The sequence below is a fragment of the Altererythrobacter xiamenensis genome (genome assembly GCF_900177715.1).
GTDB lineage: Bacteria > Pseudomonadota > Alphaproteobacteria > Sphingomonadales > Sphingomonadaceae > Erythrobacter > Erythrobacter xiamenensis.
In genome coordinates, this window is the sequence record NZ_FXWG01000001.1 from 193,946 (window position 1) to 215,591 (window position 21,646).

General features: G+C 61.8%; 25 protein-coding genes. 11 read left to right on the forward strand and 14 right to left on the reverse strand.

Translation table 11 applies throughout. The features are described from left to right. Nucleotides 1-3: 3 nt before the first annotated feature. The 3 genes from CCE89_RS00985 to apaG all read right to left on the reverse strand — a co-directional run bounded on the left by CCE89_RS00985 (nucleotide 4) and on the right by apaG (nucleotide 1,842). Nucleotides 4-555 (reverse strand): GNAT family N-acetyltransferase, encoded by a 552-nt coding sequence (locus tag CCE89_RS00985; protein WP_086436185.1) that lies wholly within the window; start codon nucleotides 553-555, stop codon nucleotides 4-6. Next, nucleotides 552-1,343, reverse strand: a complete 792-nt coding sequence (locus CCE89_RS00990) for a LysR family transcriptional regulator (protein WP_086436186.1) — start codon at nucleotides 1,341-1,343, stop codon at nucleotides 552-554. Before CCE89_RS00990 ends, CCE89_RS00985 begins: the two co-directional genes overlap by 4 nt. Before the next feature lie 91 nt (nucleotides 1,344-1,434). After that, nucleotides 1,435-1,842 carry a Co2+/Mg2+ efflux protein ApaG gene (gene apaG / locus CCE89_RS00995; protein ID WP_086436187.1) on the reverse strand — a complete coding sequence of 136 codons (408 nt, stop codon included), beginning with the start codon at nucleotides 1,840-1,842 and terminating at the stop codon, nucleotides 1,435-1,437. Between the two features lie 212 nt (nucleotides 1,843-2,054). Here apaG and CCE89_RS01000 point away from each other — a divergent pair, with 212 nt between their 5' ends. After that, nucleotides 2,055-3,848: a tetratricopeptide repeat protein gene (locus CCE89_RS01000; RefSeq protein ID WP_086436923.1), complete on the forward strand. Its 1,794-nt coding sequence runs from the start codon at nucleotides 2,055-2,057 to the stop codon at nucleotides 3,846-3,848. 34 nt (nucleotides 3,849-3,882) lie between these two features. On the opposite strand, the gene CCE89_RS01005 is transcribed toward CCE89_RS01000, so the two are convergent. Further along, the gene (locus tag CCE89_RS01005; RefSeq protein WP_086436924.1) at nucleotides 3,883-4,488 is read right to left on the reverse strand and encodes a 2-hydroxychromene-2-carboxylate isomerase; all 606 of its coding nucleotides are present in this window, start codon (nucleotides 4,486-4,488) and stop codon (nucleotides 3,883-3,885) included. 173 nt (nucleotides 4,489-4,661) lie between these two features. On the opposite strand from CCE89_RS01005, the gene CCE89_RS01010 reads away from it, so the two are divergent. Genes CCE89_RS01010 through CCE89_RS01020 form a run of 3 tightly spaced genes read left to right on the forward strand, consistent with a single transcriptional unit; the run spans nucleotide 4,662 to nucleotide 6,801 of the window. Further along, complete coding sequence (locus CCE89_RS01010) at nucleotides 4,662-5,921, forward strand: pilus assembly protein TadG-related protein (RefSeq protein WP_086436188.1); 1,260 nt, start codon at nucleotides 4,662-4,664, stop codon at nucleotides 5,919-5,921. A gap of 14 nt (nucleotides 5,922-5,935) precedes the next feature. After that, nucleotides 5,936-6,406 carry a TadE/TadG family type IV pilus assembly protein gene (locus tag CCE89_RS01015; protein WP_086436189.1) on the forward strand — a complete coding sequence of 157 codons (471 nt, stop codon included), beginning with the start codon at nucleotides 5,936-5,938 and terminating at the stop codon, nucleotides 6,404-6,406. A gap of 2 nt (nucleotides 6,407-6,408) precedes the next feature. Next, nucleotides 6,409-6,801, forward strand: coding sequence for a TadE/TadG family type IV pilus assembly protein (locus CCE89_RS01020; protein ID WP_234989873.1), 393 nt, complete (start codon nucleotides 6,409-6,411; stop codon nucleotides 6,799-6,801). A gap of 13 nt (nucleotides 6,802-6,814) precedes the next feature. On the opposite strand, the gene CCE89_RS01025 is transcribed toward CCE89_RS01020, so the two are convergent. Beyond that, nucleotides 6,815-8,020 (reverse strand): trans-sulfuration enzyme family protein, encoded by a 1,206-nt coding sequence (locus CCE89_RS01025; protein ID WP_086436191.1) that lies wholly within the window; start codon nucleotides 8,018-8,020, stop codon nucleotides 6,815-6,817. Nucleotides 8,021-8,031: 11 nt separating this feature from the next. After that, nucleotides 8,032-8,541, reverse strand: a complete 510-nt coding sequence (locus tag CCE89_RS01030; RefSeq protein ID WP_234989874.1) for a TetR/AcrR family transcriptional regulator — start codon at nucleotides 8,539-8,541, stop codon at nucleotides 8,032-8,034. 126 nt (nucleotides 8,542-8,667) lie between these two features. Here CCE89_RS01030 and CCE89_RS01035 point away from each other — a divergent pair, with 126 nt between their 5' ends. Continuing rightward, the gene (locus tag CCE89_RS01035) at nucleotides 8,668-9,057 is read left to right on the forward strand and encodes a hypothetical protein (protein WP_086436193.1); all 390 of its coding nucleotides are present in this window, start codon (nucleotides 8,668-8,670) and stop codon (nucleotides 9,055-9,057) included. Nucleotides 9,058-9,127: 70 nt separating this feature from the next. On the opposite strand, the gene CCE89_RS01040 is transcribed toward CCE89_RS01035, so the two are convergent. Beyond that, nucleotides 9,128-9,352, reverse strand: coding sequence for a hypothetical protein (locus CCE89_RS01040; RefSeq protein ID WP_086436194.1), 225 nt, complete (start codon nucleotides 9,350-9,352; stop codon nucleotides 9,128-9,130). 310 nt (nucleotides 9,353-9,662) lie between these two features. Here CCE89_RS01040 and CCE89_RS01045 point away from each other — a divergent pair, with 310 nt between their 5' ends. Next, nucleotides 9,663-10,937: a phospholipid carrier-dependent glycosyltransferase gene (locus CCE89_RS01045; RefSeq protein ID WP_086436195.1), complete on the forward strand. Its 1,275-nt coding sequence runs from the start codon at nucleotides 9,663-9,665 to the stop codon at nucleotides 10,935-10,937. A 10-nt stretch (nucleotides 10,938-10,947) separates the two neighbouring features. On the opposite strand, the gene CCE89_RS01050 is transcribed toward CCE89_RS01045, so the two are convergent. From CCE89_RS01050 to CCE89_RS01075, 6 genes are all read right to left on the reverse strand, one after another. Beyond that, the gene (locus tag CCE89_RS01050) at nucleotides 10,948-12,051 is read right to left on the reverse strand and encodes a glycosyltransferase (RefSeq protein ID WP_086436196.1); all 1,104 of its coding nucleotides are present in this window, start codon (nucleotides 12,049-12,051) and stop codon (nucleotides 10,948-10,950) included. Between the two features lie 2 nt (nucleotides 12,052-12,053). Continuing rightward, nucleotides 12,054-13,112 (reverse strand): 3-isopropylmalate dehydrogenase, encoded by a 1,059-nt coding sequence (gene leuB, locus CCE89_RS01055; RefSeq protein ID WP_086436197.1) that lies wholly within the window; start codon nucleotides 13,110-13,112, stop codon nucleotides 12,054-12,056. A gap of 11 nt (nucleotides 13,113-13,123) precedes the next feature. Beyond that, on the reverse strand, nucleotides 13,124-13,726 hold the full coding sequence (gene recO, locus CCE89_RS01060; protein ID WP_086436198.1) for a DNA repair protein RecO: 603 nt from the start codon (nucleotides 13,724-13,726) through the stop codon (nucleotides 13,124-13,126). A 12-nt stretch (nucleotides 13,727-13,738) separates the two neighbouring features. Further along, nucleotides 13,739-13,990, reverse strand: a complete 252-nt coding sequence (locus CCE89_RS01065) for an accessory factor UbiK family protein (protein WP_086436925.1) — start codon at nucleotides 13,988-13,990, stop codon at nucleotides 13,739-13,741. 202 nt (nucleotides 13,991-14,192) lie between these two features. Further along, nucleotides 14,193-14,741: a TspO/MBR family protein gene (locus CCE89_RS01070; protein WP_086436199.1), complete on the reverse strand. Its 549-nt coding sequence runs from the start codon at nucleotides 14,739-14,741 to the stop codon at nucleotides 14,193-14,195. A gap of 121 nt (nucleotides 14,742-14,862) precedes the next feature. Next, a complete protein-coding gene (locus tag CCE89_RS01075; protein WP_086436200.1) occupies nucleotides 14,863-15,600 on the reverse strand; it encodes a TlyA family RNA methyltransferase in 738 nt (245 codons plus the stop codon). Between the two features lie 34 nt (nucleotides 15,601-15,634). On the opposite strand from CCE89_RS01075, the gene CCE89_RS01080 reads away from it, so the two are divergent. From CCE89_RS01080 to CCE89_RS01100, 4 genes are all read left to right on the forward strand, one after another. Further along, on the forward strand, nucleotides 15,635-16,198 hold the full coding sequence (locus CCE89_RS01080) for a hypothetical protein (protein ID WP_086436201.1): 564 nt from the start codon (nucleotides 15,635-15,637) through the stop codon (nucleotides 16,196-16,198). Nucleotides 16,199-16,819: 621 nt separating this feature from the next. Beyond that, nucleotides 16,820-17,899, forward strand: coding sequence for a branched-chain amino acid aminotransferase (locus CCE89_RS01090; protein ID WP_086436203.1), 1,080 nt, complete (start codon nucleotides 16,820-16,822; stop codon nucleotides 17,897-17,899). 346 nt (nucleotides 17,900-18,245) lie between these two features. After that, nucleotides 18,246-19,187 carry an oxygen-dependent tRNA uridine(34) hydroxylase TrhO gene (trhO, locus tag CCE89_RS01095; RefSeq protein WP_086436926.1) on the forward strand — a complete coding sequence of 314 codons (942 nt, stop codon included), beginning with the start codon at nucleotides 18,246-18,248 and terminating at the stop codon, nucleotides 19,185-19,187. A gap of 3 nt (nucleotides 19,188-19,190) precedes the next feature. Then, nucleotides 19,191-19,829 carry a glutathione S-transferase gene (locus CCE89_RS01100; protein ID WP_086436204.1) on the forward strand — a complete coding sequence of 213 codons (639 nt, stop codon included), beginning with the start codon at nucleotides 19,191-19,193 and terminating at the stop codon, nucleotides 19,827-19,829. Here CCE89_RS01100 and CCE89_RS01105 read toward each other — a convergent pair. Continuing rightward, nucleotides 19,826-20,755 (reverse strand): LysR family transcriptional regulator, encoded by a 930-nt coding sequence (locus CCE89_RS01105; RefSeq protein ID WP_086436205.1) that lies wholly within the window; start codon nucleotides 20,753-20,755, stop codon nucleotides 19,826-19,828. The two genes, CCE89_RS01100 and CCE89_RS01105, sit on opposite strands and share 4 nt — an antisense overlap. Before the next feature lie 105 nt (nucleotides 20,756-20,860). On the opposite strand from CCE89_RS01105, the gene CCE89_RS01110 reads away from it, so the two are divergent. Continuing rightward, on the forward strand, nucleotides 20,861-21,574 hold the full coding sequence (locus tag CCE89_RS01110) for a pirin family protein (RefSeq protein WP_086436927.1): 714 nt from the start codon (nucleotides 20,861-20,863) through the stop codon (nucleotides 21,572-21,574). Nucleotides 21,575-21,646: the final 72 nt, after the last annotated feature.

The following is a 21,646-nucleotide window of genomic DNA, read 5'->3' on the forward strand; positions in this document are numbered from 1 at the left end:
GCGTCAGCTATTCGCGCCCTTGGCATCCCGCCATTCGCGCGCGAGCATCGCCCAGTAATACTCGTCGCACCAGCCGATATGCGTTTCAATGCTCTCGATGCGGTGACCTTCAAGTCGAAAGCCAAGCTTTTCGAGCACACGGTTGGAGCCCACATTGCGCGGATCGGTGTCCGCAGTCAGGCGGTGGTGATTTTCTTCGGTGAAGAGATATTCGATTAGACGCGCGCTGCATTCCTGCGCGATGCGCTCTCCCCGCCGGTGAGAGACGGTGATATAGCCCAATTCCGAAGTCTGCTCGCCCGCGGGCACAGCAACGACGCGTGCAACCAGTTCTCCGTTCGCTCTGTCGATTGCGGCCCAGCTGCGCCCATCCCATTCAGGATCGCATAACCAGTCGCCCAGTTCTTCCTCGCTCTCGAAATGCGCACGCAGCAAGTAGCGGCACTGTTCCGGATCGCCCAGTGTCGGGAGGAGTGCGGCAGCATCCTCACACACCAGCTTGCGCAAGGTGAAACGCTCCGTTTCGAGCGTCGGAGAGGCAAGTTTGGAGGTCATTCGCCGGTCAGGTGCGCGACCAGCGCCTTGACCTTCTTCTGGCGCCACTGCGGCAAGGGTGCGACGAGCCAGTAGGCCCGGCGGCTTTCCTCAGGCCCTTCGAGTACCTCGAGCTTGCCTGAGGCAATGGCTTCGGCTGCGAGAGGATAAGGCAACACCGTGCAGCCCATTCCGGCCATCGCGGAGGACAAGGCTTGCCCGGGATTGCCCGTGGTGATGCATGGTTTGATATCATCGGCGAGTGATGCGCCCGGCCAATCGATCCATCGAGCTGGCGCGCCAGGCGCGGCCACGGTAACCTTTTGCGCCGGAGCCAGCTGCACACCCTCGAGATCGCCGGGTCCGTCGACCAGACGGATCGCCACATCGAGATTGGCTTCGGTGAAATCGGCGTTTTCGTCGGCGACGAGTTGATAGAGGATGCCATCGACATCGGCCTGGAACTTCGCAAGGCGCGGCGCGAGCCATTGCGCGTAGAATTCGCGCGGCGCGGCGATCGTATAGCGATCCGAAGCCTGACCCGCCTGCATCGCCTGCACGCTCTCTTCGAACTTGAGGAAGCCTTCGCGCAGCGCATCGAGCCCGGCCTCACCTTCCGCTGTCAGTTCCAGCCCCTTGCTGGTGCGGCGGAACAGCACGACACCCAGGTGATCCTCCAGCGCGCGAATCTGCTGGCCGACAGCCGCGGGCGTAACCGCGAGCTCGTCCGCAGCTCGCGTAAACGACAGGTGCCGTGCGGCGGCATCGTAAACGCGCAGGGCGTTCAAGGGGAGGTGTGTGCGCTTCATAGCGGCACGGCTTTAGTCAGGGAGACGCGCGCCCGCAATATGGCGCGGGCGACGAACAGTCGTTTGAGACAGGTTCGCGGGGTTGCGTGCCTTAACGCTCGCCTTCCGCCGGAGCAGGTGCTGCCAGCGGGAAAAAGGGGATGCGCACTTCGAGCGGAGAGCCATCTTCACGATAGAAGGTGTAGAAACCTTCCATCGAACCATGCGGTGTCGCGAGTGGACAGCCAGATACGTAATCATGGCTCTGCCCTGGGAGAAGCAGCGGCTGTTCACCCACCACGCCTTCGCCATCGACATGGTTGACCATGCCCCGTGCATCGGTGATCCGCCAGTGCCTGGTCTGAAGCTGCATGGCCTCGTGGCTGCCGTTCTCGATCCGTACATGGTATACCCAGAACCACTTGCCGGCTTCGGGGTGGGATTGTTCGGGCAGGAAGTTCACCGCCACTCTGACGGTGATGCCTTCGGTTATGGCGGCGTGCTGGAACAGCTCTTTCATGACACTTTTAAGGTAGCGATTCGTTACTAAGCTACAAGTGCAGGTTCAGAGTTAATCCCCCTTGAACTGTGCAAAACGGAACTCTGTTCGGTCGAGTGTTGCAGCCCTGCACCGGCTCTTTTGCGTCTATTGCAAGCCGGTGCTATTATGATGAATTCGACGTAATGTCATAACATGCTCGGGTCGCCTCTGACGTGTATCGGGAGGACGACATGCTTAAGGCCATTGGTTTCTTCGCCGCGCTGCTCAGCGCGATCGGACTGGGGTCGGAAACGGCCGAAGATCGCTCGGGAGAGCCGAGTGCTGCACAACTCGCCGCGCTTGACCCCACCCTGCCCGGTCGCAAGGCCTGCCGAGGAATAGACGCTCGCGGCAAGGCTCTCGAGGAACGGCTCGCGCTTGCAGCGGCAAAATCGCCTCTGCTCTTGCAATCGGCAGTGCAGGACCGCTTCCCGCTCTATTCTGAAATAGGCCCGTCGGATATCGATGTTACCGGTCTCACCGGCGAGGCGCGCAACTATTTCGATCAGGGCGTCGCCCTGCTCTACGGCTTCAACCATGCAGCTGCCGTCCGGTCATTCCGCAAGGCGCGCGCCTATGCCCCAGAATGCGCGATGTGCTGGTGGGGCGAAGCCTACGCCAACGGTCTCAACATCAATGCAGGGATGAGCGAGGAACAGAACCGTCAGGCGATCTTCGCCGTCAAGCAGGCACAGCGCCTTTCAGATAAATCCAGCCCGATGGAAAAGGCCCTGATCGCGGCTCAGGCGGCGCGCTTCCCCGACGACCTTGGCGCTGATCGGGCTGCTCTGGAGGCGAATTACTCCGAGAAGATGATGGCCATCGCGGCGAAATATCCCTCCAGCAACGATGTCGCCGTGCTGGCAGCGGAATCGGCCATGAACACCACGCCGTGGGACTATTGGGATCCGGAGACGTCCGAGGCCCGCCCGCAGATCGCCCAAGCGATCACCCTGATAGAGCGCGTCATGACGGACAATCCGCGCCATCCGCAGGCTTCCCACCTTTACATCCACCTGATGGAGAACAGCCCCGACCCGACCAAGGCGGAAGCTGCGGCTGATCGCTTGGTTGATAGCGCACCATCGGCGCTCGGCCATCTCGTCCACATGCCCGGCCACATCTACTACCGGATCGGACGCTACACCGACTCGATCGAGGCCAATATCAAGGCTGCGCGCGCCGATGAGGAGTACCTGGGCGTTGCGGGAGACGACGGCCTCTATCGCTTCGGATATTACCCGCACAACGTCCATTTCCTGCTGACTTCGGCGCAGATGGCGGGCGACATGTACCGCGTTGCGAACGAGACCGAGCGGCTCAAGCGGATCCTTAACGAGGATATCGCCAAGCAGCTGCCCTGGGTTCAGGCGATCCATGCCGCGCCGTCTTTTGCTCTGACGCAATATGCTTCCCCTGCCGCGACCCTGGCTCTCACCACCAAGTCGACCGAGCTCGCCTACGTCGAGGCAATGCGGCACTATGCGCGAGCCGTGGCTCACGCGCGAATGGGCGATAGCGCGGAATTCGACGCGGACATCGCCGCGATGAAGACGCTCAAGTCCGATCCACAGATGCAGGTGATGGTCGACAACGGCTTTCCTGCCCCAACAATCGTCGAACTCGCCATCCATGTCGCCGAAGGCCGCAAATCGCATGCGGACGGCGAGTACGAGACTGCAGCGGCGCATTATCGCGCGGCACAGGAACTCGAAAAGCAGGTCCCCTATAACGAGCCGCCCTACTGGTATTATCCGGTGGCGCAATCGCTCGGCGCGGCGCTCTATGCGGCGGGGGATTACGAGGGCGCACTGGCGGCTTTTCGAGAGGCCCTGTTCAAGGCACCCAATAGCGGCTGGGCGCTCTACGGTCTGGCGCAGACCGAAAGGAAGCTCGGCAACCTGCGCGAGGCCAGGGCTGCGGAAGAAGCACTGTCCAAGGCCTGGATCGGCGAGAACAACTGGCTACGGATGGACCGGATCTGAGAAAGGGGCGTGAGAAAACACAGGTAGCTGCAATTCAATTTGCGGCGAGCGCTTCCTCGATCTGGTCGAGCCGCTCCTTGCCGAAGAACATCTCTTCGCCGACGTAGACGGTGGGGATGCCGAAAGTGCCGCGTTCGACGGCATTCGTGGTGTTGTCGATCAGGCCCTGCTTGACCGCATCGGTCTGGGCGCGTTCGAACAGATCCTTTGCATCGAAACCGGCGGCTTCGACCGCCGCACCGAGCGCCTCGGGATCGGCCACGTCGAGTCCCTGCTCCCAAACGGCGGGCAGCATGGCTTCTGCAAATTGCACGCCGCGCCCGTCTTGATCGGCCGCGTAAAGCATACGCTGCAAGACGATGGAATTGAACGGGAACTTCGGGTTCATCCGGTAGCGTGACAGGCGGTGCTTGGCGATGAAACGCTGCATTTCCAGCATGGCGTATTCGTTCTTGCCCTTGATCCCCGCATCGCGAACGAAGGGTGGCTCGTTGCCGGTCAGCTTGTGCATTCCGCCGAGGAACACCGGAAAAACGTCCAATCCCGCGTCTTCGCGCCGAACAAGGTCCCTGAGCGGCCACCAGATCATGTAGGCGTTGGGGCTCACAAAATCGAAAACCAACTGTACCGTCTTGGACATCGCGTTCTCCATCTGCTGAGCGTAACGCCTCGCACGCCTGCCCCCTTGCAGCAAGGGCGCGCAGAAAAACGGTAATCATGGTTAATTCCGCGTGAACCCCGTTTCCTTCAAATTCCTTAGTCGTCTTGCTGGCAAGTGCACTCTCGAAGAAGTTTCGAAGGGGCAAGGTCGGTATGCTGAAATCGCTGAAAGCATTGGGCAAGAAGCTCGGTGGTGACCGTCGCGGTAACGTCCTCATCGTATCCGCCCTCGGTGCGGCATCGCTGGTGGGCGCGGCCGGCCTAGGGGTCGATACCGCGCAGTGGTATCTCGCGAAGCGCCAGCTGCAGCAGGCAACCGACTCGGGTGCCCTTGCGGCAGCGATGAACCTCTACCGCAGCGCAGCCTTCGTCGATGCGGCAGAGAACGAAGTCGATCGCAACTTCCCCGATGCCGTGAACGTCGAACGCGTGGTGAACCCGCCGCAAGAAGGCGACTACATCGGCGACAATGGCGCGATCGAAGTCGTTGCCAACGTAAATCGCCGCTTGCCCTTCTCCAGCATCTTCATGAGTTCGGCTTCCACCATCCGCACGCGTTCGGTCGCAACGATCGTCGGCGATGGGGAACATTGCGTCATCTCTCTTGCGCCTGACGGCACCGGCGTCGATGTCCAGGGTAACGCCAACGTGATCCTGGGCTGCGGGGTAGCCGCAAACTCGCCGAGCGGCATTTCGGTCGACCTGTCGGGTTCGAGCTATCTTTCGGCCACCCCGATCAGCTCGGTTGGCGGTATTGACTATAGCTCGAACAACATCGCCCCGAATACCACGCTGCAGGCTTATGGCCTGCCGGTCGACGATCCGCTCGCCGATCGCAATCTCGAAACGCCGACTTCGCCGGCCAACTGCACCTATCGAAACGTCTCGGTCAACTCGAACACGACCCAGACGCTCTATCCGGGTCGCTACTGCGGCGGCCTGGCGATCCGCGGCCGCGCCGAACTCGAACCGGGTGTCTACATCATCGACGGTGGCACGTTTTCTGCCAACGCACAGGCGGAGATAATTGGCGAAGGCGTGACCTTCATCCTCACCGGAAACAACACTGCGACCGTGGCCGATCTGCAGTTCAACGGTGGTGCCGAGCTCGACCTGCGCGCACCGACGCCTGACGAGGATCCCGTCTGGCACGGGATCCTGTTCTACCAGGATGAAATGGGCTCCGACACCGAGAGCATCATCAACGGCGGTTCGGACATGAACTTTGAAGGCATCGTTTACATGCCCAATGGCGATGTCCGCTTCAACGGCAATGCCGGCCAGCACGCCGACTGCCTGCTGCTGATCGCCAACCGGGTCAATTTCGCGGGCGAAAGCTCGCTCGACAATGATTGCCCGAGCCATATCGACGATGTCGATACGACCGCCAAGATCATCCGTGTCGTAGAGTAAGAGAGAGCCAGCCGATGAACCTATTCAATCGACTCCTCAACAACCGCGACGGCTTTGGCGCGATGGAACTGGGCCTCGCCCTGCCCTTTCTCCTGTTGCTGTGCCTCGGCATGATCGACGCCTCGCATATGATCAGCACCAAGATCGACTACGAGCAAGCTGCGCAGCGCACGACGGACTTCGCCCTCGCTCGCCGTCCGACCAACAGCAATACGACGAATTACGAAGCGGAAGCCCGCGCAGCATCGGGGCTTACCGCGGACAAGATCGATGTAGAACTGTTTCTGGAATGCGACGGCACGAAGCAGTCAAATTTCAACACGATATGCCCTTCGGGTCAGGCATCGGCGCGCTACATCAGCGTCGAAATCAGCAATGATGTTCCGACACGCTTCGACTGGTCCGCTTTCGGCAAGCTGATCGGGTACGAGGCCTTCGACAGCACGGTCACGGTGACCGGCGACAGCCTGGTGAGGTTCCAGTGATGATGTTCCGCAAGCTCCTCGCCGATCGTCGCGGATCGGGTTCGGTCGATTTCGCCTTTGCGATTCCGGTCGTCGTCACCCTCATGCTCGGCACCATTCAGCTCGGCGTCTACCTTCAGGCATCTGGCACTCTGCGCCATGCCTTGGGCGAAGGCATTCGCTATGCGAAGGTCGATCCCGATGCGACGCAGACGGAAGTTCTCAACGAAGTGAAGGACGAAATGCCGGCAATGGACCCGCAGAAGATCACGAGTCTGACCTTCGAACGCGGCACCACCAACGGTGCCGACTACGGCAAGATTGCGATCAGTTACCGGCTGGAGCCGATGATCCCGCTGGTGCCGCTGCCTGCGATCACGATCAACGAAGAAAAGACCGCTTACCTGCCGAGTTGAGGCAACGTCGGAGCTAAAGCCCCGCAGCCTTTAGCGCCTGGTCGAGGTCTTCGGTCAAATCCTCGATATCTTCCAGCCCGACATTGATGCGCAGGAGGCCCTCGCTCACACCCATCTCGGCACGCGCCTCTGCCTCCATTCCCGCATGCGTGGTCGAGGCAGGATGACACATAAGGCTGCGCGCATCGCCAATGTTGTTCGAGATGTCGATGAGTTGCAGCGCATCGAGTACGGCAAAGGCGCGCTCGCGGCTTTCGACATCGAACGCGAAGATCGGACCGGTTGCGTCCATCTGCTTCAACGCCAGTTCGTGACGCGGATGGCTCGCCAAACCAGGATGAAGCATACGCGGGACCCGGCTTTCGATCGCCATGCCGAGCGCCACCGCATTCTCGCTCTGCTTGTGCGCGCGCAATGAAAGCGTTTCCAGCCCTTTGAGAACGACCCATGCGTTGAAGGGGGAGATGTTCGGTCCGGTGTTGCGTTGAAACGGCAGAAGAACCTCGTTGATCCATTCCTCAGACCCGCAAATCGCGCCGGCCAGGACCCTGCCCTGCCCGTCCATCAGCTTGGTCGCGCTGTAGGCGACGATATCGGCGCCAAATTCCATCGGACGCTGCAAGGCGCTCGTCGCGAAGGCATTGTCGACCACCGTCGTGATACCGCGCGAACGTGCCAGCCCGCAGACAAACTCCAGATCGACCACGTCGAGGGTGGGATTGGCCGGCGTTTCGAAGAAGAAAACCTTGGTATTGGGGCGAATGGCCGCTTCCCACTGATCGTTGTCGGCGCTGTCGATGACGCTCGTTTCGATGCCGAAGCGCGGCAGCAGATTATCGACCAGCCAGCGGCACGAGCCAAACGCTGCGCGCGCCGACACCACGTGATCCCCGACGGACAATTGGCACAGCAAGGCCGCAGTCATGGCCGCCATCCCGCTCGCCTGCGCGCGGCACGCCTCAGCGCCTTCCATCAGCGCGATTCGCTCTTCCAGCATGGCGACCGTGGGATTCTGGAGGCGCGAATAGGTCATGCCCGCTGCATCGCCGGCAAATCGGTCCGCTACGGTCTGGGCATCGTCATAAGTATAGCCCGAGGTCAGGAAGAGCGCTTCGCTCGTTTCCCCATGCTCGCTGCGCCAGGTACCGCCCCGCACCGCGCGAGTCGCGGGTTTCCACTTGCGCGTGATCGCGCGGTCCATGCCGGTTGTTTTCTTCATCAAAGCGACGCTTAGGGGGCGAAAAGCTCGCTCGCAACCAGTCCTTCACGTGCCGTCTCGCCGTGACCAACGGTTCTCAGCATCAGCGTTCCTTCGAGGAGCGTCATGAGATATCGCGCGCCGCCCGCAGGATCGGGGTCATCCTCGGGCAACTGGCCCTCTAACCAGGCAAGTTGTTTGGCCATCATCGCCTCCGCCGCCGCCTTGTAACCCGGCATTTCCCGCGCGGATCCTGCTACGATCTCCCACCACAATTTCATGAATGGCTGCATCGCAGGCTGCTGGCCGAGATCGAGGATGCGCTCGAAACATTCGCGCCGCGTAGACGGCCGCTGCTCACCCATCGCCATATCGAGAGCGGCAGAATACACCCCGGCGATATATTCGAGCAGGTCGGCGACCAGCGTCTCCTTGTTGCCGAAGTGGTAGATCAGCATCCGGTCACTGGTACCTGCCGCTTTCGCAAGCGGACGCAGGCTCGCTCCACCCATCCCGTTTTCGAGAACATGAGCGGCTAGCATTGGAAGAAGCGCTTCCTTTGAAAGTTGAGGCTTTTGCATCGAACTTGCCACTCCCTCTTGTAGCGATCGCTACATCCGGCTACAAGGGCCTGTAGCACTCGCTACATTAGCCCTCGGAGACCGATCATGGACCCGTTACAATTCCTGTTCATCGCCATACTCGCCTTCGGGGGAGCAGGTATCGTCTATATAATTTTCGCCAGGCCGACTGCTGGAAACGCGACTCTGGCGGGCATGCTTTCGGCCGGCCTTGGAACCTACACCGCAGCTCAGATCTGGCACGAAGGCGTGATGATGTTCTGGACCAATCACACCGTGAACATGACAGGAATCCAAGTCTGGTGGGATTTGGTCATGTGCGTGGTTGTCGCGCTGTTCTTTATCGCGCCACGTGCACGAAAAGCCGGAATGAACGTCCCGGGCTGGGCCTTGCTCGTCGGCTTGACAGCCAGCATCGGATTGCTTGCGATGTGCGCACGGCTGTTCTGGCTCGAAAAACAGGTCGAAAACGCCTGAGATCTGCGCCACGCAATAAAAAAGCGGGGCACGAAGGCCCCGCTTTCAAACTCTTATCGAGCCAGCCTGATTACGGGCTGGTCGGCAGATCGTCATCATTGGCTGCGGTCAGCGCAATGAAGCCGGCCAGAATAGCGACGGCGACGATGGCATAGATGCCGTCCGAACCGCCACCGAGTTCCGAAGCGCCTTCAGCCGGAGCTGCGGTACGATCGGCGGCCTGGGCCTGGATGGCTACCGGTGCGGCAACCAGAGCAGCTGCCGCAGCAGCCATGGAAACAGTCTTCAAACGCATTACGAACCCTTCCTGAGTAGTAGAATTTCAGTCCTTCAATTGCGCACTTACTGGAAAAGTTTCACGCTTTTGTCAACCGAAGTCACGTTTGCGACGAAGCGCATTGTTGGCGCGGCGAACCGAGCAAAACTATTGAAACGCTTCAGAATTTGGGGCCGTGGGCAGCTCTGATCGGGCAAATTGCCCCACTGCTTCGCCCGATTGATGTTAAAGCGTTGCAAAACATCCACAATTGCTTCTCCGGAAGCAGTAAATAGTGGGCTGCTGGCCGCTTGTCGCGGGTTGCGACGACGATTAAGCGCTATGCCCGATGAGTCAGGCCCCAGCGCACCCCCGCGACCCGCTAGTCCCGAGTCTGCTGCTGACCCTGGCATTCATGGCACTCGTGGCACTGAATCTCGCGGTGCCCGCCCAGCCCTATTTCGACGAGATACACTATCTTCCCGCAGCTCGTGAACTGCTCGAACGCGGGCTCTATATGAACAGAGAGCATCCGCTTTTCGGCAAGCAGATGATCGCGCTCGGGATAGCGCTGTTCGGAGACAATTCGCTAGGCTGGCGACTGCCCGCCCTTCTGGCCGGTGGACTCGCGCTTTTCGCGAGCATGCGCGGCATGTGGTTCGCCAGCCAGTCCCGCTTTGCCGCCCTCGCATTTGGAATTCTTCTGGCAAGCGGGCTGATGCTCTTCGTGCAGTCGCGAATCGCCATGCTCGACATCTTTATGGCCAGCTTTCTCGCGCTTGCCGCGTGGCAATTCGCTGCCGCGATCAGGGAGCCCGAAACCGGCCGCTGGCGTCTCGCGCTGACCGGCATTGCCCTGGGCCTCGCCATGGCATCGAAATGGAACGCGATTCCCCTTGCCATATTACCTGGCCTTACCTTCTTTTTCGCAAGGCTTTCTGCCGGGCGACGGCGTCTTTTCACAAGCCGGAGGGGCGTTCCGATACCCGGCATGTCCTTGCTCGAAGCCGGGATGTGGCTCGGTGCATTGCCACTCGTCACCTACGCGCTGACCTTTGCTCCCGCCCATGAAATGAAGGACACGCCCTTCGCGACGCAGGGCCTGATCGCTTTCCACCGCGAAATGCTGGCGCTGCAAACGCAGGTGCTGGACCCGCATCCCTACCAGTCGAACTGGCCCGACTGGGTGCTCAACCTGCGGAGCGTCTGGTATCTTTACGAGAATGTCGATGGGGCGCAGCGCGGGGTGATCCTGCTCGGGAACCCCCTCACCATGCTCATTGGCCTGCCAGCGCTGATCTGGTGCGCGATTGCAGGGGTGGCGCAGCGTAACTGGGCGAAGATTGCGGTCGTCGCGGGATATCTGGCAAGTCTTGGCTTGTGGCTATTCGCCGCGAAATCGGTGCAATTCTACTATCACTATTTTCCGCCGCATTTTTTCCTGCTTGCGGCGCTGGCATTGGCGCTCGATGCGTTGCGACAAGCGGGCAGGCCAATCGTTGCATATGGCATCCTTGGCGCCAGCCTTGCGATTTTCGCTTTCTTTTATCCGGTGATCTCTGCGAGCGAATTGTCAGGTCCGGAGGCATTTCATCGCTGGACCTGGCTATCGGGCTGGATCTGATCGCGCGGCTCTAGAATCGGCCCCAGACAAAGCGGCTCGAAAGCGCGTAGTTCCAGACGGCGCCGACGAGTATTCCGGCCGCTGCGGCGAGGAACCAGACGAGGCCGCGCTCTTCGAGCAAGCTTGCGACCGCGACATTGGCAATCGCCCCCACCGCGCAGGTCAGGCAGAAACTGGCCCAGCCGCGCAGCAGAGCGCGCGCGCCTTTGAGACGCAGATCGCGATACGTCAGCCAGTTGTTGAGCCAGAAGTTGAAGCTCATCGCGACGAGCACCGCGACCGCCTGGCTGGCCGGGAAACTCGCGCCAAGTGTCGCGAAAAGGACCCACAATACCGCCATGTGGACCACGACGCCGGCTGCACCGACCGTACCGAACAGCGCAAAGCGCGTCGGGATGAACTTGCCCAGGGTCTTGTCGAACAGCCCCGCCAGAAACTCGAAGGCAATTGCCCGATCGAGCTTGCTTTCACCTGCGCGCCGCGCGGCAAACTTCAGCGGAAACTCACGCACCCGCAGCGGTTCGCGCGATGTCGCAAATAGGTCGAGCAAGAGTTTGAAACCTATGCCGGAAAGACGGGGAACGAGCGCTCTCGCGCTTTCGGTTCGCAGCATGAAATATCCGCTCATGGGGTCGCTCAGCTCGACCCCGGTCAGTCGGCGCGCCAACCGGTTGGCGAAGCCGGATAGCCGCTCTCGCTCTGGAGCATCCCAGCCCGACATGTCCGCCCCCTCGACGAAACGCGAGGCCACTGCAACGTCAGCATGACCTTCGCGCACAGCTGTCAGCATATCGGGAAGGAGCGCAGGATCGTGCTGGTGGTCTGCATCCATCACCGCGGCATAGGGGGCGGCGGTGGCGCAAAGGCCCTCTATCGCGGCACTCGCCAGCCCGCGCCTCCCGATCCGTTCGATAACTCTGATGCGTGGGTCCTTCAGAGCAAGAGCTCGTGCCTCTTCAGCCGTGCCATCGGTTGAATTGTCGTCGACCACAACGACTTCCCAGCCACCCTCGCCCAGCGCGGCTTCGATCCGGTCGACCAGCGGCGCGAGATTCCCGCGCTCGTTGAGCGTTGGAAGGATTATCGCCAGTTCGAGAGGCGCGCGCCCCGACATCGCTAGAGGCGCTGGCAGACCGCCGTTCCGATCGCCTCGCAATTGTCGCTGCCGCCCAGGTCTCCGCCGCGCAAGCCATCGGCCAGAGCGGCTGCAACGGCGCGCTCGATCCTTGCCGCGTCATCCTCGCGCCCGAAACTGTGGCGCAACATCATGGCTGCCGAAAGGATCGTAGCCATTGGATTGGCAATGCCCTTCCCGGCAATATCGGGCGCGCTTCCGTGAATCGGCTCGTATAGGCCGAAAGTGCCGTATTCGGTCTGGCGCTCACCCAGCGACGCGCTGGCAAGAAGCCCGATAGAACCGACGCACATGCTTGCCTGGTCGGATAGGATATCGCCGAAAAGATTGCCCGTCAGCACCACGTCGAACGCGCCGGGATCGCGCACCAGCTGCATCGCGGCATTGTCGACATACATATGTTCCAGCGAGATATCCGGGTATTCTGCGGCGACTTCCTCGACCACTTCGCGCCACAAGCGGCTCGTCTCGAGCACATTGGCCTTGTCCACGCTGGTCACCTTGCCTCGGCGCGTTCCGGCGGCGCGGAAGGCGGTGTGCGCGATGCGGCGCACCTCGTCCTCGGCATATGCCATGCGGTCCCAGCCTTCACGGCGACCGTCTTCGGTTTGCCCGCGGGCCTTTTCGCCGAAATAGACGTCTCCCGTGAGCTCGCGGACGATGACGAGGTCGATCGCACCAGCGATTTCCGGGCGGAGGGCGCTCAGGTCCTCAAGCCCTTCGAATGCCTTCGCCGGACGGAGATTGGCGAAGAGATCGAGATCTTTGCGCAGGCCGAGCACAGCCTGTTCGGGCCGAAGATGCGCCTCCAGCGTATCGCAGCTCGGGTCACCCACGGCGCCGAACAGCACAGCGTCTGCCTGACGCGCCATTGCGAGCGTTTCGTCGGGCAGGGGATGACCGTGGCGGCGATAGGCCACGCCGCCGACATCGCCTTCGAACAGGGTAAGGCCGGGAAGGCTCAGCGCATCGAGGACGCGCAAGGCCTCGCGCGTAACCTCCGGGCCGATCCCGTCACCGGGCAGAACTGCAATTTTCACCGCCTGATCCTCTAGCTCATGATCCGCGCGAGCCGTTCGCGCAGCAGATTTCGCGCCGCCATAACATCGCCGCGCTTGTCGGCAAGCAAGTAGCGCGCAAGAGGTGCTTCGAGACGGTCAAAGGCAGCTATCAGAACCGTCGGATCACCAGTCATGTCCGGGCGCGCGCCGCCATAGCCGAGTTCGCGCAGGAGCAGCGTCTCGTAAGCCACCAAAGCGGGCAGCCAGCCTCGAGCGGACGGCGCATGACAGACCGCATCGAGCAGCGCCGCGAGCGCTTCGTAAAGTGCAGGATAGGCATTTCGTTCCGGCAGCGCACTGGCGGTGAGCGCGCAGGTCCAGGCGATGGCGGCAGCGGGGAGCGGCTCGGTCAGCCAGGGGCCGCGGCTCTGCACCAGTTCGATCTTGGCAAAGGGAAGCTGGCTGTCCGACTTCGCGCGCAATTCGACTTCGACCAGATTGCCCGGGATCATGACCGGGCGCAGCTGGCGCCCTCGCCCGCCAGCGACATATCCGGCGACCAGACCATGCTCGCTGGTGAGCAGCCGCGCAATCGCTGCGGTCTCACCGTGCGGCCGGGATGCTATCAATATGGCGGGAGCGCGCAGCTGCATGGCGCGCCGGGTTTACTTGCCTGCGAGCTTGGCTTCCAGCTCGTCAATCCGCGCCTTCAGCGCTTCATTTTCTTCGCGCGCCTTGGTCGCCATCATCTTGACGGTGTCGAACTCTTCGCGGGTGACGAAATCGACCCCGCCAAGTGCCTCCTTAAGGCGCTCACGCGCGGATTCGCGAGCCTCGCGGGTCATCCCGGCGAAAGTGCCGGCAGCTCCGTTGGCAAGCTTGACGAAATCGGCGATCAAGGGGTTCTGGCTTTGCATCTCGCCCAAATGGGGCGAGATGCCTGTTTTGTCTAGCCTCAAGCGCCGGCGCTCACATCCGTTCGCTTGGCTTTCCTCGCTCACGCGACCTCGTTTGCCCTATCGCTTCGCTAGTTGAGGGCTGAAGTCGCATCGCTGCGGGCGGCCAGTCGGCCTTGCGGGCTGCGAATTGCAGCCCGGTCCCCGCTCTTTCGATACAAACTTAAATTTCGAACCGCTGGCTCGCCTCGGTCCTCGCGCCATGGCCGCCATCGGGGTTCATCCGCATGAACTCGTAATTGAGCACGGTGGCGAACAGCGCCCAGGCGAGATAGGGCAATAGCAGCAGTCCCGCCGAGCGGCGCACGCGCCAGAAAGCCCAGATCACTGCCAGCAGCGTGACGTCGACCAGCGCAATCACGATCAGGCCGCCCGAGATATTCTGCGTTCCGAAGAACACCGGCGACCAAGCCAGGTTCAAGAGAAAGTGGATGACGAATATGCCGATTGCCAGACCGCGCCCGCGCGCGCCCCAGGCGCTACAGATCAACGCCAGCGCGAAGCCGATCATGATGTAGAGGATCGTCCAGACGATGCCGAATGTGACCGGCGGCGGGAATATTGCTGGTTTGACCAGGCTCTGAAACCAGAAAGTGTTGGCGCTGCCGAGCCGGCCCGCGACAAAACCAAGCAGCACGATAAGCGGAACGGTGAAGAGCGACCAACGAATGAAACTTGCGCGAAGTTGCCCGCGCGACGCAATAACGGTCATGTCGTCTCCCGCTGGGTTGGCATAGTCGAATCGGCCAAGGGACAATCCCTAGGGGCGATACACTGAGTGATGGGGAGCGACAAATCCCCCTTTCGGGCACTCGGCAGCGCGAAAGGAGGGGTCAACCGCGCTTGGCCGAGATAAGGAATTCGACATTGCCCTCAGGCCCGGTGATCGGGCTGCGCGAGATACCTTGGACCTCCCACCCGCTCTCTTCGAGCCATTGCCGCACTTCACCGCATACCCTTTCGTGCAGGGCGGGATCGCTCACGACGCCTTTCTTGCCAACTTCTTCGCGCCCGACCTCGAACTGCGGCTTGATCAGCGCAACGAGCTGGCACTGCGGCGCAGCAAGCTCGAGCGGCCGTTCGAGCACCTTGGCAAGCCCGATGAAGCTGGCATCGCACACCACCCAATTGCACGCGCGATCGATCTGTTCGGGCGTGAGGATGCGCGCGCTCGTCTGCTCGAGAACGGTGACGCGCGGATCCTGGCGCAGTTTCCAGGCGAGCTGGTTGGTTCCGCTATCGACCGCGAAAACGTGTTCCGCCCCGCCTTGCAGCAAGACATCGGTGAAGCCCCCGGTCGAGCTGCCGATGTCCATCGCCACCGCGCCTGCCGGATCGAGACCGAAATGCTCGATCGCATGGGCGAGCTTGATACCGCCGCGACTGACCCAGGGATGATCGCGTCCGCGCACCTCCAGATGAGCATCCTCGGCGAGCTGCTGCCCGGGCTTCGCCAGCTTGGTCTCGCCCGAAAACACGAGTCCCGCCATTATCAGCGCCTGCGCGCGTGCGCGGCTCTCCACCAGCCCGCGCTCCACGAGCATTTGATCGATGCGACGTTTTTTACTCATTGGAAACTTGGGGCTTAGCGGGCATTGTTGACATATGAAAGCGATCTACATCCATCTCAGCGGCGCGCTGGCGCTCACCTTTACCATCGCTGCCTGTGTGCCTGCAGCAGCGCCGCCGCCTCCGCCCGCATCAACGACACCAACACCCAGCCCGACGCCTACGCCGACCCCGACATCTGCCCCGGTCACCGAACAGCCGGAATACGAGAATTACCTCAACGCTCCGCAGACACCGGGCGACTGGACCTATGTAAATAGCGGTTCGGGTGGCTACGCCAATTTCGGCACCTCGCCTGCCAACACGCGCTTCACGATCTGGTGCGACAGGCCGCAGCGCCGCGTCGATCTAATCCGCCCCGAAAGCTTCACCGACACGCGTACGATGCGAATCGTAACCGAAACGACCACGCGCATTCTCGAGGCCAATCCCAGTTCCTCACGCGGCAACCAGATTGTTGCCAGCCTGAGCGCAAACGATCCCTTGCTCGACGCCATGGCGATCACGCGCGGCCATTTCGGAATCGAGACCGAGGGTCTTCCGACGCTCTATCTGCCGGCCTGGCCGGAGATCAGCCGCGTCATCGAGGACTGCAGGTAAGAAAAAGGGCGCTCAGGAGCGCCCTACAACAGCTGCTTATTCTGACGTGGGAAAACTAATTTTCAAGCCTTGTTTTCATGCGAAGAACGACTCAAATTGACACCTGAGGTCGGCGGTGAACGCGGTCCTCGGCCCCCGGTGATACGGTGCGGGTCTTGGCTTACAAGCGCGAAAGGAGGTGATCCGATGTCTCATGGTTCAGCAGAGGGGTCGGCAAGTTTCCGCACGGAGCACTATCGGTAGCATCTTCTACCTTTAGAGGTTTCGTGGGCGGCACTTCCTGGCCGCTGACCATGAAAGGGCGGTTCCCCGACGGGCGGGAGCCGCCCTTTTCATTATTTTGCCTCAAGCGCCGGCGCGCGCATCCGCGCGCTTGGCTTTCCTCGCTCATACTCACTGCGTTCGCATCGCTGCGGGCGGCCGGTCGGCCTTGCGAGCCCAGTCGGGCTCGATCAACTCTACGCACTCGGCTTGGTCGCGGAGCTCGGTCGCGCCAGCGACCGCAAGCGCGACTGCGCGCCCGCAGGCCCGAAAGGGCCGAGGAGTTCGCAGGCCGGATGGCCTGCGGACAAAGAACACTCTCGCTTGCGCAAAGCGCAGTCGCATATTACCCGCACCGGCATGGAATTCGAGCACATCTCTCACCCTTCGCCGACCGCTGACAGCGCGCGCGAGGAAGCTATCGCCAACCCCGGTTTCGGTCAGGTGTTCACCGACCACATGGCGGTGATCGATTATGACGAGGCGAAGGGCGGGTGGCATTCGGCCACGCTCGGCCCGCGCCAGCCGATCAGCCTCGATCCGGCGGCAAGCGTGCTCCACTACGCGCAGGAAATCTTCGAAGGGATGAAGGCTTACCGCCTCGAAGACGGGTCGATGGCGCTGTTCCGTCCGCTCGAAAATGCGCGGCGGTACAATGCCTCGGCGCGGCGCATGGCGATGCCCGAATTGCCCGAGGACATGTTTCTCGAATCGGTCCGGCAAGTGGTCGAGGCGGACAAGGCATGGTTCCCGCCGGTCGAAGGCGGCTCGCTCTACATCCGCCCCTTCATGTTCGCGACCGAGGCATTTCTCGGCGTGCGTCCGGCCAAACAATACAAGCACTGCGTGATCCTGAGCCCCGCGGGCAATTATTTCAAATCGGGCTCTCCCGCTGTCAGCATCTGGGTCTCGGATTACAGCCGGGCCGCACCCGGCGGCACCGGTGCTGCCAAGACCGGCGGCAATTATGCGGCCAGCCTCGTCCCCACTGGTGAAGCCTTTGCCAAGGGGCACGACCAGGTGCTCTTCCTCGATGCGGTCGAGAAGAAGTGGATCGAAGAACTGGGCGGCATGAACCTGTTCTTCGTCATGGACGATGGCCGCGTGATCACGCCGCCGCTGACTGGCACGATCCTTCCCGGGATCACCCGTGACAGCCTCATCACCTTGCTGCGCGAAGAGGGCCTCGAGGTCTCCGAGGAAATGTATTCGCTCGACCAGTGGCGTGACGATGCGCAGTCGGGCAAGCTCGTCGAGACGATGGCGTGCGGCACTGCAGCGGTCGTCACCCCGGTCGGCACGGTCGAGGGCAAGGACGGCAAGTTCAACATCGGCAATGGCGGCCCGGGCGAGCTGACCAGCACAATCCGCGCAAAGCTCGTCGGCATCCAGCGCGGCACAGTCGAAGACACCCACGGCTGGGTGACGAAGCTGGATTGATGGGTGATCCACTATCGCCCACTCTTCGAGATCGACTGCTCAGGAGCCGAGCATTGATTCTGTGGATGGCGGCGATAGTGCTTCCTGCTGCCGCGGGATTCTACTTTCTCGCTCAAACACAAAACACTGAACCGACTATCGAATTTGCAACGGTCATCTCGTTCGGAGTGCGACCGCTCGAAGATGGATCACAGCCATTGATGAACGTGCGTTTAGCCAATGGACATGAACGCACTGTCGGGATCGCTCTTCATATCCTGCGAAGCTGCAGAAAAGGCGACAAGGTTCGACTTCGAAGGACAGGATTGAATCTGCGCGTCGCGCCCGAAGCATGTGGAAGACCACGATGACGGAAACATCGCCGATCACCGTCGCGGCACTCTACCAGTTCACGCCCTTTGACGATCCCGCCGCAATCCGCGGGCCGCTGCTCGCGCTGTGCGAGGAGGTGGGCATCAAGGGTACGCTGCTGCTCGCGAAAGAAGGCATCAACGGCACGATCGCGGGTGGCGAGAACGCGATTCAGCAGGTTCTCGAACACATCCGCGCCCTGCCCGGCTGCGCGACGCTCGACGTGAAGTTCTCGACTGCGGATGAAATGCCCTTCCACCGCATGAAGGTGCGGCTGAAGCGCGAGATCGTGACCATGGGCGAGCCTGACATCGATCCGCGCGCCAGCGTCGGGCGCTATGTCGATCCGCATGAGTGGAACGCGCTGATCACCGACCCCGACACGCTCGTGATCGACACCCGCAATGATTACGAGGTCGCGGTCGGCACATTCAAGGGCGCGGTCGATCCGCACACCGCCAGCTTCCGCGAGTTTCCCCAATGGTTCCGCGAACACCGCGAGGAACTGCTCGAAGGGAAAAAGAAGGTCGCGATGTTCTGCACCGGCGGGATTCGCTGCGAGAAATCAACCAGTTTCCTGCGCTCCGAAGGGATCGACGAAGTCTATCACCTCAAGGGCGGGATCCTGCGTTATCTCGAGGAAATCCCGCAAGAAGAGAGCACCTGGGACGGCGACTGCTTCGTTTTCGACGAGCGCGTGACGGTGCGCCACGGCCTCGAGCAAGGCGAATACGACCTGTGCCGCGCCTGCCGCCGCCCGGTCAGTGCTCAGGACAAGGCGTCCGATGCCTATGTCGAGGGCGTCTCGTGCCCGCGCTGCATCAACGAGCGCAGCGACGAACAGCGCGCCCGCTATGCCGAGCGCCAGCGTCAGGAAGAGCTCGCACGGCGGCGCGGCGATTTGCATGTCGGTGCCGCGCCCGATAGTGACGATTGAGGTTTGACCGCTCTACCGATCCTCTATTCCTTTCGCCGCTGCCCCTATGCCATGCGGGCGCGGATGGCGCTGTGGATCAGCGGCACGACCTGCGAACTGCGTGAAGTCAAACTCTCCGACAAGCCAGATGAATTGCGCGAGGTTTCCGAGAAGGCGACCGTCCCGGTGCTCGTACTTCCCGATGAGACGGTGATCGACGAGAGTATCGACATCATGCGCTGGGCGCTGACGCAGAGCGACCCCGAGAACTGGCTGTCCGGCGACACAGAGGCGCTGCTTGCGCGCATCGACGGACCGTTCAAGCATCATCTCGACCGCTACAAATACCACACGCGCTATGAGGACTGCGATCCGGCGGTCCATCGTGCGGCAGCGCTCGAAATCCTGCACATTCTGGAAGAGCGTTTGGCAGACAAGCCGCAACTATGCGGAGAGACGCGCACGCTGGCCGACATCGCCAGCTTCCCCTTCATCCGGCAATTCGCCAATCACGACCGCGAGTATTTCGACGGACAGGATCTGCCGCAGGTCCAGCGCTGGCTGAAAGGGCATCTCGAAAGCGAGCTTTTCAAGAGCATCATGGCGAAACATGATGTCTGGAAAGCGGGCGACGAGCCGGTGGTCTTCGGACCAGCCGGCTAGTCTGTCGCCCTCACAGAAGGGTCGACGTCCGTGCATTGCGCCAACCGATCGCGCAGCGCATCGATCAGCCAGCTGGTTGCCGGACCGGGCCGCGCATCGCGCCGCCACACCGCGCTGAGCGTATAGTCAGCCCCCGGCTTTTCGGGGAGATCGAGTTCCACCAACGCGCCGCGTTCCAGATCCTCGCGCACCATGTGGCGCGGCATATTGCCCCAGCCGATCCCCTCTTTCAGCAGAGCGTGCTTCGCGCCAAGATCGGCAAAGCGCCATGTCTCCGGGCTGAGCACGGAGAACTCGCGGCCCTGCGTCAGCGGCGAACGGTCGGACAGCACGATCTGGAGGTGCTTGCGGCTTTCGCCCGACGCGACGTTGGGTGCGGCCAGCGGATGATCGGGCGCCGCAACCGGCACCAGTTCCACCGCGCCGATCGCCTGCCGCTCCAGATCGGGATGATCACCGACGACCGGCCCGCAGACCGCCAATTGCGCCTCCTTCTCAATGAGGCATGCGGTGACCGCGCCCAGCGCCTCGATATTGAGCCGCAGCCCGACGGAGGGAAACATCCGGCGAAACTCGCGCAGCACCGCCGCCGACACTTCGCCCGGCACCATGACATCGAGCGCCAGCGCGACGTCACTCTCCAGGCCCGCCTGGAGGCTGCGCGTCTTTGCCAGCAGCGCATCGATATCGTCGGTGATTGTCCGCGCTTCGGGGAGCAGCCCCCTCCCCGCATCGGTGAGTTCCGGCTTGCGCGAGCCTTCGCGTGCGAACAGCGTAACGCCAAGCTGCGCTTCCATCTGCGCGATGCCGTAACTGATGGCGGAAACCGCACGGCCCATCCGGCGCGCGGCTCCTCCGAAGCTACCCTCCTCCTCCACCGCGAGGAAGATCCGCAATTGATCGAGTGTCGGTTCGCCCAGCTTCATTGTTCGGATTCTTTGAACATTGTGAGTGATTTTATCCCACTTATCGGAATGAACCACAAGGCCTATCTCTCGTTCACACAAGGAGCCCCCAACGGGAGACGACAGATGATCGAACTGAGACCCTTCAATAGCCTCGGCGCCGCCAATCACGGCTGGCTCGATGCGCATCACCACTTTTCCTTCGCCGGTTATCATGATCCTTCGCGGGTCAACTGGGGCGCCTTGCGCGTCTGGAACGACGACACGATTGCGCCCAAGTCCGGCTTTCCCACCCATCCGCACAGCGACATGGAAATCATTACCTATGTCCGCAAAGGTGCGATCACGCATCGCGACAGCATGGGCAATGAAGGCCGCACCGAAGCGGGCGACGTCCAGGTGATGAGCGCAGGCAACGGCGTGCAGCATTCCGAGTTCAACATGGAGGATGAGGAAACGACGCTGTTCCAGATCTGGATCATTCCTGATGAACGCGGCGGCGAGCCTGGCTGGGGCGCGCGCAAGTTCCCCAAGGATGACCGCGCCGGACAGTTCGTACCCCTCGCAAGCAATCCGGCGAATGATGACGATGCGGCCGCAGGCGCGCTTCCGATCCGCACCGATGCCCGCGTGCTCGGTGCGACAGTGAAGGCAGGCGAGAGCGTGACCTACACGCCCGCCGACGCCGGCCGTCACCTCTATCTCGTACCGGCTACCGGCAAGGTGCGGGTGGAAGATATCGAGGCCAACGCCCGCGACGGCGTTGCCATCACTCAGCAGGACAGCGTGACCATAACCGCGCTCGAAGACAGCGAACTCGTGCTGGTCGACGCGGCGTAATTCAAACCAACCCCTCGGACCCGGCTCGCCGCCCCTCCCCCTCCCCCCAGGCGGGCCGGGTCCACCCCTTCC